The sequence below is a fragment of the Ruegeria sp. BI12 genome, from assembly GCF_056537985.1.
The window spans coordinates 246,801-261,323 of the sequence record NZ_JBQFSL010000001.1 but is presented as its reverse complement, the minus strand read 5'-3'; the positions used below and the strand labels follow the sequence as shown (position 1 = coordinate 261,323).

The following is a 14,523-nucleotide window of genomic DNA, read 5'->3' as shown; positions in this document are numbered from 1 at the left end:
AAACAAAAAAGTCAGATATTCATATTCTACAACAGCCTAAAACAATTAGAAGCGGGACCGCCAGCATTGAAGTTGCTTGAAGTTCTTCCGGCAAGAGGGCGGCGAAACCGGGTCATTACCAGCTCCGCTGCCCTCTTCAGGGGATTTATTGCGACATGTTGGACGCGATAGTGATAACAATATCTGATCCAAGCGGAGTAAGTGCATAGCTGAAGCCAGCTAACATCGCCATCCCGACGATAACCACCAGGAAGGCTACGATCATGGGCATCTTGAAGATCGATCGCAGCAAGATGACATCGGTCAGGCTGGCCCCAGCACTACCAATAATTAACGCCATGACGGCTCCCAACGACATGCCCTTGGCGGCCAGAGCAGCGCTAAGCGGAATGACGGCCTCGGCACGGATATAAAGCGGTATGCCAATGACTGCGGAAACCGGGACGGCCAGCAGGTTGTCACCGCCTGCGGACCTACTGATGAACTCTGTTGGCAGTAAACCATAAATGAAAGAGCCGATCAGAATACCAAGCCAAAGGTAAGGCAACACACCCTTGAAGTCTTTCCAGGTCACATTCCAAATCCGTCTCCAGCGGCTCTCAGGCGCGGGGACCGCTGAGCAAGATGAACAGCAACCATTCGCCTTTGGCGCGTCATAAGCGGAGGGTTCAACGTATTTTTCAAACCCGATTTTCTCGAGAACAAACCCTGCCAAAATTGAAACGCCAAGCGCGATTCCAAAATAGACCACGGTGACCTGAAAGCCGAGCGTCACCGCAAACAGGCCAATGATGATCGGGTTTAGCAACGGGTTTGAGAATAGGAACACCAACATCGGCCCAAACCCGGCGCGGGCTCGCAGGAGGCCTTTGAGGAAAGGTATGGTCGAGCATGAACAAAATGGCGTGATTGCGCCAAGCATCGCCGCGATGACGTAACCTTTGCCTTTTCGTGAGCTCAGAATCGACTGAATGCGCTCGGGAGAAATGTATTCCTGCAACACCCCAACGCCATAGCTAATAAGCAGAAAGAGCAGCGCCAGTTCGAATGCCAGAAACAGAAACATTTTTGCGGCATCATGCAAGCTAGTGAGAAGTTCGGGTGACATGTTTTTTTACTATATTACCGGTTTTATCGTAATTATGGGCAACGATATCGTATTTTTGCATATTACCGGTAATATCGTAATTTTTACCAAGAGGATGGAATGAACTTTGAAGATGCAGCTGGAGTGCTAAAAGAGTTGGGGCACCCCCACCGATTGAGGATCTTCAAGCGCCTCGTCCAATCAGGTTTTGATGGCTTGCCTGTCGGCGTACTTCGAGATGATTTGGGGATACCAAACTCATCAATGACCCATCACGTGAATAGCTTGATGAAAGCGGGTCTGATAGTTCAGGATCGCCGCGGCCGCGTGTTGCAGTGCATCCCTAAATATCACCGCCTGTGGGAGGTCATCTCGTTTCTGCAAAACGAATGCTGCATAGATGAAGAAAATTTACCTAAAACCTGAGTTGCAAATGAAGTCCCCCAAATCGAGTTCGGCGAGTTCACCGGAATTTCGCTGCGTTTGCATGTCAAAATATGGAATGAGAGCTACTCTGAAACTGAAATCGCCGCCAATACCCAGCTGTCCAAGAAGTATGTCCACGGCGTGACTAAACTTCTGGAAAGTCACGAACACCGCCTCCTGCGTGCAGTGGAGAGCGGTAAGATTCCGGTCAGTGTTGCCGTTGAAGGAAACCAATGGCGGACCGAGGAGGATTCGAACCCCCGACCCCTTGATTCGTAGTCAAGTACTCTATCCAGCTGAGCTATCGGTCCGCGTTGGTGAGGCGCTATGTAGACCCAGGTTCTGGGACGCGCAAGTCGATTCTTCAAAAAATTTTCAAAAAGTCCCGTCGCCCCGCGGGAGTCTGATTTCAAAGGTCGTGCCCTCGGGACCGGTATGCGCCAGTATCAGGTCACCGCCATGCCCGCGCACCAGTTCCTGAGAGATGGCAAGCCCCAAGCCAGAACCTCCTTTACGCACTCCGCCCTGAAAAGGAGTGAACAGGTTCTCGCGAGCCTTGGGCGGCAATCCGGGGCCATTATCCCTGATCTCGACGCACCAGTCATCTTCTTGCACACAGCCGGCAATCGAGATTTTTCCCGGCTTCCCAGACGCAACCAAGGCCTGACGCGCGTTACGTACAAGGTTCATCATGACACGGAATATCTGTTCCGGGTCTGCACGGGCCACTAAGTCCTTGGGCACGTCGTTCACAATCTCGATGCAGGCATCCGCAACGGCCAGTTGTTCGCTGGCAACCACGTCTGCGGCAACATCGTGCAAGGGCACCATGGTCAGCGTCGGTGCAGGCTCTTCCGCGCGTCCGAAAGCCAGCGTACTTTCGCACAGCGACACCGCCCGCGTGATCGAGTTTACCAGCTTGGGCGCCATACGCCGCACCAATGGATCATCGCTGGTCTCTATCCGGTCGGTGAACAGCTGTGCCGAGGTCAGTATGTTCCGAAGATCGTGGCTCACCTTGGCCACCGCGCCACCAAGTTGGGCCAGCCGTTCACGTTGCTTCAGGGCCTGAGTTAGCTCAGTCTGCAATTGCTGCAACGCCTCCTCAGCCTCGCGCAGTTCGCTTACTTTGGAGTTAGGCGAAATGATCCCACGCGCGTCTTCTGGCGCTCCGGCATAGCGCTGCATGTACCCCACGACACCTTTGATCGGTTTCACCAGAACCACGCGCACAGCCAAAAACAAAAAGAACGCGGTGATAATGGAGATGACAAAAGACAGCCCCAGAATTCGCAGGCCATAATCCGTCATCGCCATGCGCAAGGGCATGCTGTCTATGGTAACCTCAATCAACAGGCCTGCCCCTTTGACGGGCTCTCCGATCACGCGGATGACTTCATTCTCAGTCGTGAACAGACGCGCCAGCGCGTCGCGGATCAATACCCAAGGCCCTGCGTCGCGCAGATCGTAGGTCTTGGTAATCTGTTCCGGAATCGGCGAAGACAGCATCAGCTGACGCACCTCATCCCGGCGCAGCACGACGTTATAGACACCCGCATTAGCCAGTAGTTCGGCCTCAAGGTCTTCGGCCAGCATGTCGTCGGCCAGCAGCGCCAAAGACGCGATCTGAGCCCGTTCAAGCCTGTTCAGGAGGAAATCTTCACGAAAGCGCGCGATCGAAGGAACAAAGATCAAAATCTCGGCCAACATTACGAAGACCGTCGTCAGGATCAGAAATCGGCCCGACAGCGAATTCAATCTGCTCTCCCTTCCTGGTCAGGGCATCCAACGCTGGACGAACCTGACGACACGTTTAACCGTTTGATTCTCAAACAGCCTTGGCGAGAAATAGGCACCCGCCACCCGTTTGTTAAGCTCTCCGATCGTCGGGTAAGGTGAAACCATCGCGGCGATCTGTCCCATCTTCAGGTTATTGGCCAAGGCCAGCGACCACAAGTTGATCAACTCACCGGCCTGATGACCCACGATTGTAGCGCCCAAAGGCCGGCCTTTTACAACCATGACCTTAATGAACCCTTTTGTCTTGCGTTCAGAGATCGCGCGGTCGTTGTGGTGATAGTCAAAGCGCGCGACTTCCACATTTTCACCATGCCGTTCGCGCGCCTGGGCTTCGGTCAGACCAACCTGCGCCAATTCCGGATCGGTATAGGTTGCCCAGGGGATATGTGCGGTTTTTGTCTTTGACGGTAAACCAAACAAAGCGGAACGAATGATGATGCCCGCGTGATACCCGGCCACATGAGTGAATTGCAGGCCACCTGCGACATCGCCAATGGCGTAAACCTTGCGGTTCGTTGTGCGCAGCGCCTCGTCGACCTTGATACCGGTGCGGGTCGGCTCAATCCCGGCGGCCTGTAGGTTCAGGCGCTCTGTGTTGGCTTTTCGCCCTGCTGCCAGCAACAGATGAGACCCCGAGTAGATCTCACCCGCCTCGGTCACAACCTCGACGGCCTCTTTGTTGCCGCGGATCTGGGCAACCATCGCGTTTTCGTGAATCGCCACGCCTTCGGCGCGCAAGCTGTCTAGAACGATCGCGGCTGCCTCGGGATCGTCCTTGCCCAGCGCCTGCAGACCTTCGATCACCGTGACCTTGCACCCCAATCGGATATGCGCTTGCGCCATCTCCATCCCGATCGGCCCGCCGCCAATGATCAAAAGATGTTCCGGCTTGTCGCGCAGATCAAAGATCGTCTCGTTGGTGTAGAACGGCACCTGTTCCAGCCCCGGAATCGGAGGCAACAAAGGTGACGAACCCGTTGCGATCACCACCCGCCGCGCGGTGATCAAATACTCGCCCGCTTGCACCAGTGTCGGAGAAACAAAGCTGCCGAATTCCCGGATCACCTTGACGCCAAAGCCTTCGAATCGCTCCTGGCTGTCCATCGGCTCGATCTGAGCGATCACATCATGTACGTGGTCCTTGGCGGCGCCATAATCTACCTGAGGCGCTACATCAGCCACGCCCAGCGCGGCAGAATGTGCCTGACCATAGGCCGCCTTGCCGCTAGCAATCAGGGCCTTCGACGGGACGCAGCCGAAATTGAGGCAATCGCCGCCCATCTTGTGGCCTTCCAAAAGGATGACATCGGCTCCCATCTGGCTAGCGCCAGCAGCGACTGACAGCCCCCCGGACCCGGCGCCAATCACCAGGATATCGGTTTTCATTTCTTGCATGATTTCAGCCGTCCTTTCGGCCACGCAGGGATTTTATCACAATTGGCAGCGCGGCCAGCACACACAAGCCTATGATCGGACCAATCACAAATGGTTCCCACAATAGCGAGACATCCGGTGTTTCGCCCCGGTCGAACACGCCACCCAGCCCAACGCCGATCCATGTATAGACTATACCCCCAGGAATGATGCCCAGCGCAGTGGTGATCAGGAAGTTGCGGAACTTCACACCGACCAGTGCAGGAACCAGATTGGCCACAAAGAACGGCACAACGGGGACTAGGCGCAACAGAAACAGCACCGAGATCTCATTCTCGCGCAGCCCGTCTTTCAGTTTCTTGATCGCTCCTTCCGAGGATTCAAGCCGTTTGGTCAGGGATTCACCCAACCCCCAGCGCGCCGCCAGGAAGATCGCCGACGCACCGATGGTGGCCGCAAATACGTTGAACACGGTTCCGGCGAACAGGCCAAAGAGAAACCCACCGGTCATAGACGCCACTGCCGCACCTGGCAGCGAAAACGCGACGATGACGATGTATATGCCGACAAATGCCCCGGCCATTGCCCAGTAGTTGGCATCACGCCAAGCCAACAGCGCTTCGCGATTGTCCCGCAGTGTTTCAAAAGTCAGATAATCACCCAACGTGAAAAAACCCACCGCAGCTACGGTGAGAATCACCAGCAATGGAATGTGCCGCGCAAGACCGCTGCGCGGCGCCTGAGTCGTATCGCTCATGAGGCTGTCCGGTTTGTTGCGTTTCATTCTGCACCCAACATGCGCTGCTTGCGCGCCGGGCAACAGGGGCCTCACGCGGCCTTGATGTTTTTGGTAGGGAATGTGAGGGTTTGGGGCGATAAACCTGCCATTTTGAAACCTTTTGCCCGCCCCGATTACAGAATTGTTGCAAAAGGCGCGAAAACCCCCACCTAGGGGTTTGACTTACCCTCCGCTACCCAGTAGAGGACGGGCTTCGAACACTACGGGCAGGCGAATCCGCGCCGCACCCGACCGCATTTAATGGAGACGGAGCGATGAAACGCACCTATCAGCCTTCGAACCTGGTTCGCAAACGCCGCCACGGTTTCCGCTCGCGCATGGCCACCAAGGCCGGTCGCAAGATCCTGAACGCGCGCCGCGCAAAAGGCCGCAAGTCGCTGAGCGCGTAAACCGCTCACCGATCAGGTTATGAACATGACGCCGCCGGAGGCCCCTGAGGATGGTAAGAACCACCCCGGGGATATGCCCCCGGCGGCGTCCGTTTGCGCGCCCGAATCTCTGACAGTTCTCAGAAAGCGATCCGATTTCCTGCAAGCCGCCCGCGCGCGCAGGCAGGGCACGTCTTCGATGATGGTGCAGGCCCGCAAACGCGCGCCCGACGAGGGGTCGGGAATCCGGGTTGGTTTTACCTGCTCCAAAAAAGTCGGTAATGCCGTCGCCCGAAATCGGGCTAAACGCAGGCTACGCGAAGCCGCCCGGGCTGTTCTGCCCGAGAATGGCCAAAACGGGTGGGACTACGTTCTGATTGGACGAGCCGAAACCACAGCCGCGCGGCCCTTTGAGGCGCTTCTGGACGATCTACGCTACGCACTGCGCAAACTGCACGGCGGGGGAAAATGACCCTGTTGTCTCATATCGTAGCCCTGCCCGTCAGGATTTACCGACTGGTCTTCAGTCCTTGGGTCGGGTTCAATTGCCGGTATCAACCCACCTGCTCGGCCTATGCTCTGGAAGCATTGGAAAAGCATGGTGCGATCAAGGGAAGCTGGCTTGCAGCGCGGCGAATTGGTCGATGCCATCCCTGGGGTGGCGACGGATACGATCCCGTCCCCAATCCCAGGGAAGATGACAGCTAACCCTTGTGACCTTCCGTCAGGCTTGACCCGTTCAAACCCTCGCTGAACACTTGAGTGCGTTCAGCCCGAGGTTCAGATGACATCCGACGCCCGCCAGACCCTGCCCACTCATGACGTTTTGAACCAACCCCCAGCGCGTGGGGATTTCGACCTCTGGTCCTCGGACCCTGTGCTGCAAAACGCAGTGCATTTCTCAGGCGGCCGCGCGGCACAATTGGCGGCTTATGGGGAAACTTTGGGGCAGACAGCGACCCGCGAGCTGGGGCGTGAGGCCAATCGGCACCTGCCGGAGCTGCGACTGTTCGATCAGGGCGGCAGGCGTTTGGACGAGGTCCGGTTTCATCCCGCCTATCATCATATGATGCAGATCAGCCAATCCGCCGGGTATGCTGCTCTGGCTTGGGATGGGCAGCCCGGCGGTCACACGACACACGCGGCGATGATGTATCTGGCAAGCCAGGTTGAGCCGGGCCATTGCTGCCCATTGACCATGACATATGCGGCGATCCCGGCCCTTGGTGCCAATGAACAGATCACCTCCGTGTGGCGGCCCAAGCTCATGGCGCGCAGCTATGATCCGGCGACGAAACCGATTGAACAAAAAACCAGCGCCACTTTGGGCATGGCAATGACCGAAAAGCAGGGCGGCTCGGACGTGCGCGCCAATACCACTGTTGCCAGCCAGGACGGAGAGCATTGGCGCCTGCGCGGGCATAAGTGGTTCTGCTCGGCCCCCATGTCGGACGGTTTTCTGACGCTGGCACAAGCGCCCGGTGGGCTGACCTGTTTCCTCGTCCCCCGGTGGCTGGACGGTGAACGCAACGCCATCCACCTGATGCGACTTAAAGACAAGCTGGGGAACAAATCCAACGCCTCGTCCGAAGTCGAATATCACGACGCACTGGCTTACCAATTGGGGGAGCAAGGCGCGGGCGTTCGAACAATTATCGAGATGGTCCATCACACCCGGCTGGATACAGCCGTGGCCCCGGCGGGCCTGATGCGCGCAGCCCTCAGCGAAGCGCATCATTGGGTCACCCACCGGAGCGCTTTTCAGCGCCGGTTGATCGACCAACCTCTGATGCGCGCTGTTCTGGCGGATCTCGTGTTGGACTGGGAGGGCGCATTGACGCTGGGGATGCGCGTCGCGCAGGCCTTCGACGGCCAGTCACCCGAAGACAAGGCCTTTGCCCGTATCGGTGTCGCCCTGGCCAAGTTCCTGAATAACAAGCGGTGCCCGGCCGTAGTGGTTGAGGCGATGGAGGTGCTGGGTGGCATGGGCTATGTCGAAGACACGCCCATGCCCCTGCTGTATCGCGAAGCCCCGCTGAACGGTATTTGGGAGGGGTCGGGCAATGTGATCTGTCTCGACATTCTGCGCAGCCTGTCTCGCGACCCGCTGGCCGCTGAGGTCCTGCAGGCCGAACTGGATATAGCAACAGGTGTCGACCACGGCTATGACGCCGCGCTCAAAGCGCATCGTGATCGGTGGCCCGGGCTGCCGCCCGAGAGTGAAGCCCGTTGGTTTGCCGAACGTACTGCATTGCTGCTGACAGCAGCTCAGCTATTGCGTCGCGCAACCGCGGCCGTTGCAGACGGATTCATCGCCACAAGGCTTTTGGGCAACAGCGGTCGCATTCACGGATCGGTATCCGGGCTGGACACGGACGCCCTTCTGGCCCGACTGGGCTGACCCGGCCACTTGCCCGGTTGGCTCAACTGCTGTAGGGGCTGCGCATGTTTGACGAAGCTGACGATATCCACCCGCTCTTTGCAGGCGCGCCCTCGACCACCGAGTTCAAAAAGCTGCGCAAACGCATTGTGCGCCAGACCCGTGAGGCCATCGAGCACTATGGGATGGTGGACCCGTCCGCGCATGACAAGGACGGGAAACCGCCCCGCTGGCTGGTTTGCCTGTCCGGCGGTAAGGACAGTTATACCCTGCTGGCCGTTCTGTACGAACTGAAATGGCGTGGCCTGCTGCCCGTTGATTTACTGGCCTGCAACCTCGACCAGGGCCAGCCCGGATTTCCGGCCACTGTCCTGCCCGAGTTCCTGGAACGAATGGGCGTTCCGCATCGGATTGAATATCAGGACACCTATTCCATCGTGATGGACAAAGTTCCACAGGGCCGTACCTATTGTGCTCTGTGTTCACGTCTGCGCCGCGGCAATCTGTACAGAATTGCCCGAGAAGAAGGTTGCAGTGCCGTCGTATTGGGTCATCACCGTGACGATATCCTTGAGACGTTCTTCATGAACCTGTTCCACGGCGGACGTTTGGCTACCATGCCGCCAAAGCTGGTAAATGAAGAAGGCGACCTGTTCGTCTTCCGCCCCCTCGCCCATGTTGCCGAAGCAGATTGCGAAAAATTCGCCACCTCGATGAGCTATCCGATTATCCCTTGCGATCTGTGCGGTAGCCAGGATGGTTTGCAGCGCCAACAGGTCAAACAGATTCTGGATCAATGGGAAAAGAACAGCCCCGGACGCCGTCAGGTGATGTTTCGAGCCCTGACAAACGCGCGCCCATCGCATCTTTTGGACCCCAAATTGTTTGATTTTCAAAATCTTGCACTCAACCCGAGTGAAAAAGACGAAAATTCCAACGAAATTCCACAGCTCCGTTAACGAGTGACTCAGAATGGTTTCCTAGGGTCGACCTGAGCGTTTCAAACGCAAGGTAGAGGCCCGAAGATTCGATGTGGAAACATATCTCATTCAGCAGAATTCTTGAATCTCTTGCCGCAGCGCTAAGCGGCCCGCCCGCCTTGGCCTTCGCGCCCGCGATCAGTCTGGCCGCGTATTGGATCGGCGGCGAGCGGGTCTTGGTTGTCGCGGCGCTTGCACTGCCGCTTGTGTTCGCCGCGGTATCAACCGCGCACAAGGCCAGCATTCGGGAAAAAGACTGTAACGGCCTCCTGTCTCTCGACAGGTTTGCGGCCCAGATGGAAACGCTGTTTGCGAAAAATCAGCGCACTGGTCACGAAGCCTCCTGTATGATTGTTGAATTGGACGGGTTTTCTGAATGTCTTGATCTGCACGGAAATGCGGCCGGGAACGTAATGGCTGACCAGTTCCGCAGCCGGGTTCTTTCGGTCATACGCTCACATGACATTGCCACTGGGCTGGACCAGGGCAAGATCGCAATCGGCCTGCACGCCGCGCAGAATCTGGATCTGGAGGCCTGCATTCAGATGTCGGGGCGCATTCAGGGCGCCGTCGATGAGCCAATCACGCTGAATGGCACCAGCGTTTACATGTCATGTTCAATCGGGTTTTGTCTGCAATCCGCGTTGCCGGATGTTGCGTTTGCTGAATGGATTGATGCCGCCGGTGCAGCACTGGCGGAAGCGCAAAGAAATGGTCCAGCAACGATCCGCGCCTTTTCGTCGGAAACGCAGCGGCGGGCTCGCGTGCGCGCCAACCTCCGAAATGAGTTTATTGCAGCCTTGGATAGCAGCGAAATCCGGCCTTGGTTTCAGCCGCAAATTTCCACAGACACCGGGCAGGTCACCGGTTTCGAAGCGTTAGCCCGTTGGGAACACCCGCAAAAAGGCGTGTTGGGACCGCAGGTTTTTCTGCCCTTTGCCGAACAAGCTGACCTGATGGAACGCCTGGGACAGGTGATGCGACATCACGCGTTCGCCGCTATGCGCGAGTGGGACAGCGCTGGCATGGCTGTGCCACGGATTGGCGTGAATTTCTCCTCCGAAGAACTGCGTGACCCGGCACTAATCGACCGACTTAAATGGGAGCTGGATCAAAATGACCTGACCCCCGACAGGTTGTCAGTCGAGGTTCTTGAAACCGTGTTTTCGCGACGTCCCGATGACGTGATCACCCGCAACGTTACAAGCATGTCCAAGCTTGGCTGCTGCATTGATCTTGATGATTTTGGCACCGGTCACGCGTCCATCGCTTCGATCAAGCGCTTTGACGTTTCACGCATTAAAATTGACCGGTCCTTCGTGACGAAAGCGGATAGGGACGCAAACCAACAGCAGTTGGTCAGTGCCATTTTAACCATGGCGGAACGGCTGAATATCGAAACCTTGGCCGAAGGAGTCGAGACGCCCGGTGAACATGCCCTGATGGCGCAGCTGGGTTGCGATCATGTGCAGGGGTTTGGAATTGGCAAGCCCATTCCTTTTGAAAAGACGTTGGAATGGATGGCCGCACATCAGAACAAACTCAACGGAATGCCAAAAATCGGGCGTCAGGCAGGTCCTTAGGCGCGAATTAACGCCACAGAACCCCAATCCGTGATGAATAATAGGGCGATTCCGCTTGACCTTTGGGCCCGCACTCTGTTGAACCCAGCGGGTGTCTTTCACTGCTCAAGGTGGCTGTCCCCGATGGACGATCAGAACAAGAACCTCATCCTCGCAACCGCGCTCAGCTTTCTCGTGATCCTGGTTTGGTTCGTGCTGTTTCCTCCTCCGGAACAGACAACCGCACCGGAAACCACCGAAATCAGCGCGACTGATGGCACCGAGGTTCAGACCCCAAGCGCCGCCGGCACGAATACGGTTGGTGAAGCAACTGCAGACGCAACTGAGATCGAACCCGACGCCCAGGCACCGCGGGTCGAAATCGAAACGCCCCGCCTGAAAGGCAGCCTGTCCCTGTCAGGCGGTCGCATCGATGAGTTGTTCCTGAAAGACTACAAAGTTTCGATAGAAGAAGGCGCACCCATTGTTGAGCTGTTGTCGCCCGTCGGGTCGGATTCGGCGTATTATGCCTTGTACGGATGGGCACCGGGCGCAGGTGTTGCAGGTGCGGACGTCCCCGGCCCGAACACGCTGTGGACCGTTGAAGACGGCGAAACCCTTGGCGTCGATACTCCGGTCACTCTGAAATGGGACAACGGCAATGGCTTAACCTTCCGTCGCAACATTGCAGTGGATCAGGACTATATGTTCACTGTCACCCAGTCGGTTGAAAACAACACCCAGGCCGTGGTCGGCATGGCCCCATACGGCATCCTGGCCCGTCACGGCATGGGTGAAGACGGCGATCTGCCCGACCTGAAGAACTTCTTCATTTTGCATGAAGGCGTGATGGTCATGGCCGATGGCGTTCTGGACGAGATCGACTATGGCGATGTGCGCGACTTTGACATTGACCCGAACGAACGTGCGCAGGCCGAAGTCTTCCAGATCAAGGAAGGCGGCTGGGTCGGTTTTACAGATCACTATTGGATGACCACTCTGATCCCTGCGGAGGGGTCGGCATTCAAAGCGGCGGCAAAGTATGACGCTCGCCGCAAGATCTACCAGACAGAAACAGTTCTGCCGACGCTGACTGTTGCGCCCGGCGCAACTGAAGAAGTCACCACCCAGCTGTTCGCAGGTGCGAAAGAATGGGAGACTATCCGCGAGTATCAGGCTGCCGGTGTGCAGAAGTTCGTCGACAGCATCGACTGGGGCTGGTTCTACTTCCTGACCAAGCCGATTTTCTGGCTGCTGCACAACATCAACGCATTGATCGGAAATATGGGCTGGTCGATCATCGGCCTGACGCTGATCATCAAGGCGATCCTCTTCCCGCTGGCGTTCAAATCCTACGTCTCGATGGCGAAGATGAAAGAACTTCAGCCGCAAATGGAGGCCTTGAAAGAAGCCGCCGGCGATGACCGCCAGAAGATGCAGCAGGGCATGATGGAGCTGTACAAGAAGGAAAAGGTGAACCCGGCCGCGGGCTGTTTGCCGATCCTGATGCAGATCCCGATCTTCTTCTCTCTGTATAAGGTGATCTTTGTTACCATCGAACTGCGTCAAGCCCCATGGTTTGGTCCGTTCCGGGATCTGAGCGCACCCGATCCGACGTCGATCATGAACCTGTTTGGTTTGCTGCCCTTTGCAGGTCCGCAGCCAGATACTTTCATGGCGCTGATCTTCATCGGTATCCTGCCTTTGCTGTTGGGGATCTCGATGTGGTTGCAGCAAAAACTGAACCCGGCACCAACAGACCCAACTCAGGCGATGATCTTTGCCTGGATGCCTTGGGTATTCATGTTCATGCTGGGCAGCTTTGCCAGCGGGCTGGTCGTTTACTGGATCGCGAACAACACGATCACCTTCACGCAGCAGTACCTGATCATGCGCAGTCAGGGCTATAAGCCCGATGTGTTTGGCAACATCAAATCCGGCTTCAAACGTACGCCCAAAACGGACGACAAATGAATGCTGAAGTAACTCATATCTGGCGGCATCCGATCAAAAGTCATGGTCGTGAAGCCGTTCAGTCCGTTACAGTGACCCCCGGGCAGACAATGCCCGGGGATCGCGTTTGGGCGGTCGCGCATGAAGTGTCCAAGGCCGATGGCTCGCAATGGGTACCTTGCGCCAATTTCAGCCGTGGATCAAAGGCACCGCAGCTTATGGCCATCTCAGCCCGGCTGAACGGCGACACGGTAACGCTGACACATCCGGACCGTCCCGATCTGACTTTTGATCCGGACGAGCAGCAGCAGGTTTTCCTGGACTGGGTCCAACCGCTAATGCCTGCGGATCGGGCAGCGTCGGCCCGGATCATCCGTGTACCAGGTCGCGGTATGACCGACAGCGACTATCCTTCGATCAGCCTGTGCAACATGGCTTCGCACCGCGCGGTCGCGCAAAAGCTTGGCAGCAATCTGTCGATCCAGCGCTGGCGTGGTAACATCTGGTTCGACGGCCTGCCCCTGTGGGAAGAGTTCGACTGGCTGGGTCGCGAGGTGCAAATTGGCGAGGCCGTGTTCAGTGTCAAAGAGCGCATTCAACGTTGTTTGGCCACAACGGCAAATCCCGAAACCGGCGTACGCGACGCAGATACGCTGGGCACATTGAAAAGCTGGGGCCATCAGGATTTCGGCGTTTACACCGAGGTCGTCCGGGGCGGCACAATTTCAGTTGGCGATAAGGTTCACCCGTTATGACCACCCTTCCCTTCCCACTGGCTGAAGACCCGGACGAGTTCGCGCTGGAACGCGGCCGCAAACTGTTTGCGGGCGAGTCCGAGTTTGTCAAAGGCGTGGTCGCCATGAATGGCCTGCCTGCACCGGACCGTCTTGAGGTCTGCTTTGCCGGGCGCTCAAACGTAGGCAAGTCCAGCCTGATCAACGCGCTGACTGGCACCAAGGGACTGGCACGCGCGTCCAATACGCCTGGCCGCACGCAAGAGATCAACTTTTTCACCCAAGGTCCTGAGCTCTATCTGGTCGATCTGCCCGGGTACGGATACGCCAACGCCCCGGTGAAGGTCGTTGAAAAATGGCAGCGGCTGCTGAAGCAATACCTGAGCGGTCGCCAGACCCTGCGCCGGGCCTTTGTTCTGATTGACTCGCGCCACGGGGTGAAGCCGGTCGATGCCGAGATCATGAAGCTGTTGGATACCAGCGCTGTCACATTTCAATGCGTGATGACCAAGGCAGACAAGGTCAAAGCCAACGAGAGACAGAAGGTGCTGGATCAGGTGCGCGGCGCGTTGTCCAAACACCCGGCCGCCTTCCCCGAGATCGTCCTGACCTCATCGGAAAAAGGCGACGGAATCCCCACACTCCGCTCGATCATCGCGCATCTGGAATGATCCTGATCGGTCGTATTTTCCCGTTTCTGACGCTGCTGGCGCTAATACTGACCAGTGCGATCCCACAGGGTTGGATGCCCGCGATGGGCGGGGATGGGAAAGTTCTGCTGGTGATCTGTACCGGCGAGGGCACTGTGGAACAATGGGTCGATCTGGACCCCGACGGTCCTGTGCACGACGACACGGACTTGCGCGCAATGTGCCCATTCGCAGGCTTTACGGCTGATATTCACTTGCCATCAGTCGGCGCGACCGTCCCTTTTGCGGCTACGATCCAGCCACGCTGGGACCATCGTGATTTTACCCATCGCAGTGCCGGGTTCTATGCCCGCTATGATGCGCGAGGGCCACCCATCTTCTCCTGATTCACTTCAACACTTTTGAACCCG

At 57.1% G+C, this 14,523-nt stretch carries 15 protein-coding genes and 1 tRNA gene; 11 read left to right on the top strand and 5 right to left on the bottom strand.

The window, feature by feature from the left end:
* Positions 1 to 145 precede the first annotated feature (145 nt).
* On the bottom strand, positions 146 to 1,108 hold the full coding sequence (locus ACR0AK_RS01395) for a permease (protein ID WP_480792119.1): 963 nt from the start codon (positions 1,106 to 1,108) through the stop codon (positions 146 to 148).
* A gap of 99 nt (positions 1,109 to 1,207) precedes the next feature.
* Between ACR0AK_RS01395 and ACR0AK_RS01390 the strand changes: the two genes are divergently transcribed.
* The gene (locus ACR0AK_RS01390) at positions 1,208 to 1,513 is read left to right on the top strand and encodes an ArsR/SmtB family transcription factor (protein ID WP_480792118.1); all 306 of its coding nucleotides are present in this window, start codon (positions 1,208 to 1,210) and stop codon (positions 1,511 to 1,513) included.
* Between the two features lie 234 nt (positions 1,514 to 1,747).
* Here the strand turns inward: ACR0AK_RS01390 and ACR0AK_RS01385 are convergent.
* From ACR0AK_RS01385 to ACR0AK_RS01370, 4 genes are all read right to left on the bottom strand, one after another.
* Positions 1,748 to 1,824 (bottom strand) — tRNA-Arg (locus ACR0AK_RS01385).
* 64 nt (positions 1,825 to 1,888) lie between these two features.
* A complete protein-coding gene (locus ACR0AK_RS01380) occupies positions 1,889 to 3,271 on the bottom strand; it encodes an ATP-binding protein (RefSeq protein WP_480792117.1) in 1,383 nt (460 codons plus the stop codon).
* A gap of 18 nt (positions 3,272 to 3,289) precedes the next feature.
* Entirely contained in the window at positions 3,290 to 4,708 is a 1,419-nt protein-coding gene (locus tag ACR0AK_RS01375) for a dihydrolipoyl dehydrogenase family protein (RefSeq protein ID WP_480792116.1), read from the bottom strand.
* A gap of 4 nt (positions 4,709 to 4,712) precedes the next feature.
* The gene (locus ACR0AK_RS01370) at positions 4,713 to 5,444 is read right to left on the bottom strand and encodes a TVP38/TMEM64 family protein (protein WP_480792115.1); all 732 of its coding nucleotides are present in this window, start codon (positions 5,442 to 5,444) and stop codon (positions 4,713 to 4,715) included.
* A 296-nt stretch (positions 5,445 to 5,740) separates the two neighbouring features.
* Between ACR0AK_RS01370 and rpmH the strand changes: the two genes are divergently transcribed.
* From rpmH to ACR0AK_RS01320, 10 genes are all read left to right on the top strand, one after another.
* Positions 5,741 to 5,875 carry a 50S ribosomal protein L34 gene (gene rpmH, locus ACR0AK_RS01365; protein WP_170419442.1) on the top strand — a complete coding sequence of 45 codons (135 nt, stop codon included), beginning with the start codon at positions 5,741 to 5,743 and terminating at the stop codon, positions 5,873 to 5,875.
* A gap of 25 nt (positions 5,876 to 5,900) precedes the next feature.
* The gene (gene rnpA / locus ACR0AK_RS01360; protein WP_480792114.1) at positions 5,901 to 6,326 is read left to right on the top strand and encodes a ribonuclease P protein component; all 426 of its coding nucleotides are present in this window, start codon (positions 5,901 to 5,903) and stop codon (positions 6,324 to 6,326) included.
* On the top strand, positions 6,323 to 6,562 hold the full coding sequence (gene yidD, locus ACR0AK_RS01355) for a membrane protein insertion efficiency factor YidD (protein ID WP_170561443.1): 240 nt from the start codon (positions 6,323 to 6,325) through the stop codon (positions 6,560 to 6,562). Before rnpA ends, yidD begins: the two co-directional genes overlap by 4 nt.
* Positions 6,563 to 6,638: 76 nt before the next feature.
* Positions 6,639 to 8,255: an acyl-CoA dehydrogenase family protein gene (locus ACR0AK_RS01350; protein ID WP_480792113.1), complete on the top strand. Its 1,617-nt coding sequence runs from the start codon at positions 6,639 to 6,641 to the stop codon at positions 8,253 to 8,255.
* 44 nt (positions 8,256 to 8,299) lie between these two features.
* A complete protein-coding gene (gene ttcA, locus ACR0AK_RS01345) occupies positions 8,300 to 9,193 on the top strand; it encodes a tRNA 2-thiocytidine(32) synthetase TtcA (RefSeq protein WP_170561445.1) in 894 nt (297 codons plus the stop codon).
* 71 nt (positions 9,194 to 9,264) lie between these two features.
* Positions 9,265 to 10,797, top strand: a complete 1,533-nt coding sequence (locus tag ACR0AK_RS01340) for a putative bifunctional diguanylate cyclase/phosphodiesterase (RefSeq protein ID WP_480792112.1) — start codon at positions 9,265 to 9,267, stop codon at positions 10,795 to 10,797.
* 123 nt (positions 10,798 to 10,920) lie between these two features.
* The gene (gene yidC, locus ACR0AK_RS01335) at positions 10,921 to 12,750 is read left to right on the top strand and encodes a membrane protein insertase YidC (protein WP_480792111.1); all 1,830 of its coding nucleotides are present in this window, start codon (positions 10,921 to 10,923) and stop codon (positions 12,748 to 12,750) included.
* Entirely contained in the window at positions 12,747 to 13,484 is a 738-nt protein-coding gene (locus ACR0AK_RS01330) for an MOSC domain-containing protein (RefSeq protein WP_480792110.1), read from the top strand. Before yidC ends, ACR0AK_RS01330 begins: the two co-directional genes overlap by 4 nt.
* Positions 13,481 to 14,134, top strand: coding sequence for a ribosome biogenesis GTP-binding protein YihA/YsxC (gene yihA, locus ACR0AK_RS01325; protein WP_480792109.1), 654 nt, complete (start codon positions 13,481 to 13,483; stop codon positions 14,132 to 14,134). Before ACR0AK_RS01330 ends, yihA begins: the two co-directional genes overlap by 4 nt.
* Positions 14,131 to 14,499: a DUF2946 family protein gene (locus ACR0AK_RS01320; protein WP_480792108.1), complete on the top strand. Its 369-nt coding sequence runs from the start codon at positions 14,131 to 14,133 to the stop codon at positions 14,497 to 14,499. Before yihA ends, ACR0AK_RS01320 begins: the two co-directional genes overlap by 4 nt.
* The last annotated feature ends 24 nt before the right edge of the window (positions 14,500 to 14,523 follow it).

What these genes read in the sequence shown, in the direction of transcription:
- ACR0AK_RS01395 (WP_480792119.1), bottom strand. Translation starts at nt 1,108, where the DNA reads ATGTCACCCGAACTTCTCACTAGCTTGCATGATGCCGCAAAAATGTTT.
- ACR0AK_RS01390 (WP_480792118.1), top strand. Translation starts at nt 1,208, where the DNA reads ATGAACTTTGAAGATGCAGCTGGAGTGCTAAAAGAGTTGGGGCACCCC.
- ACR0AK_RS01375 (WP_480792116.1), bottom strand. Translation starts at nt 4,708, where the DNA reads ATGCAAGAAATGAAAACCGATATCCTGGTGATTGGCGCCGGGTCCGGG.
- ACR0AK_RS01370 (WP_480792115.1), bottom strand. Translation starts at nt 5,444, where the DNA reads ATGAGCGATACGACTCAGGCGCCGCGCAGCGGTCTTGCGCGGCACATT.
- rpmH (WP_170419442.1), top strand. Translation starts at nt 5,741, where the DNA reads ATGAAACGCACCTATCAGCCTTCGAACCTGGTTCGCAAACGCCGCCAC.
- rnpA (WP_480792114.1), top strand. Translation starts at nt 5,901, where the DNA reads ATGACGCCGCCGGAGGCCCCTGAGGATGGTAAGAACCACCCCGGGGAT.
- yidD (WP_170561443.1), top strand. Translation starts at nt 6,323, where the DNA reads ATGACCCTGTTGTCTCATATCGTAGCCCTGCCCGTCAGGATTTACCGA.
- ACR0AK_RS01350 (WP_480792113.1), top strand. Translation starts at nt 6,639, where the DNA reads ATGACATCCGACGCCCGCCAGACCCTGCCCACTCATGACGTTTTGAAC.
- ttcA (WP_170561445.1), top strand. Translation starts at nt 8,300, where the DNA reads ATGTTTGACGAAGCTGACGATATCCACCCGCTCTTTGCAGGCGCGCCC.
- ACR0AK_RS01340 (WP_480792112.1), top strand. Translation starts at nt 9,265, where the DNA reads ATGTGGAAACATATCTCATTCAGCAGAATTCTTGAATCTCTTGCCGCA.
- yidC (WP_480792111.1), top strand. Translation starts at nt 10,921, where the DNA reads ATGGACGATCAGAACAAGAACCTCATCCTCGCAACCGCGCTCAGCTTT.
- ACR0AK_RS01330 (WP_480792110.1), top strand. Translation starts at nt 12,747, where the DNA reads ATGAATGCTGAAGTAACTCATATCTGGCGGCATCCGATCAAAAGTCAT.
- yihA (WP_480792109.1), top strand. Translation starts at nt 13,481, where the DNA reads ATGACCACCCTTCCCTTCCCACTGGCTGAAGACCCGGACGAGTTCGCG.
- ACR0AK_RS01320 (WP_480792108.1), top strand. Translation starts at nt 14,131, where the DNA reads ATGATCCTGATCGGTCGTATTTTCCCGTTTCTGACGCTGCTGGCGCTA.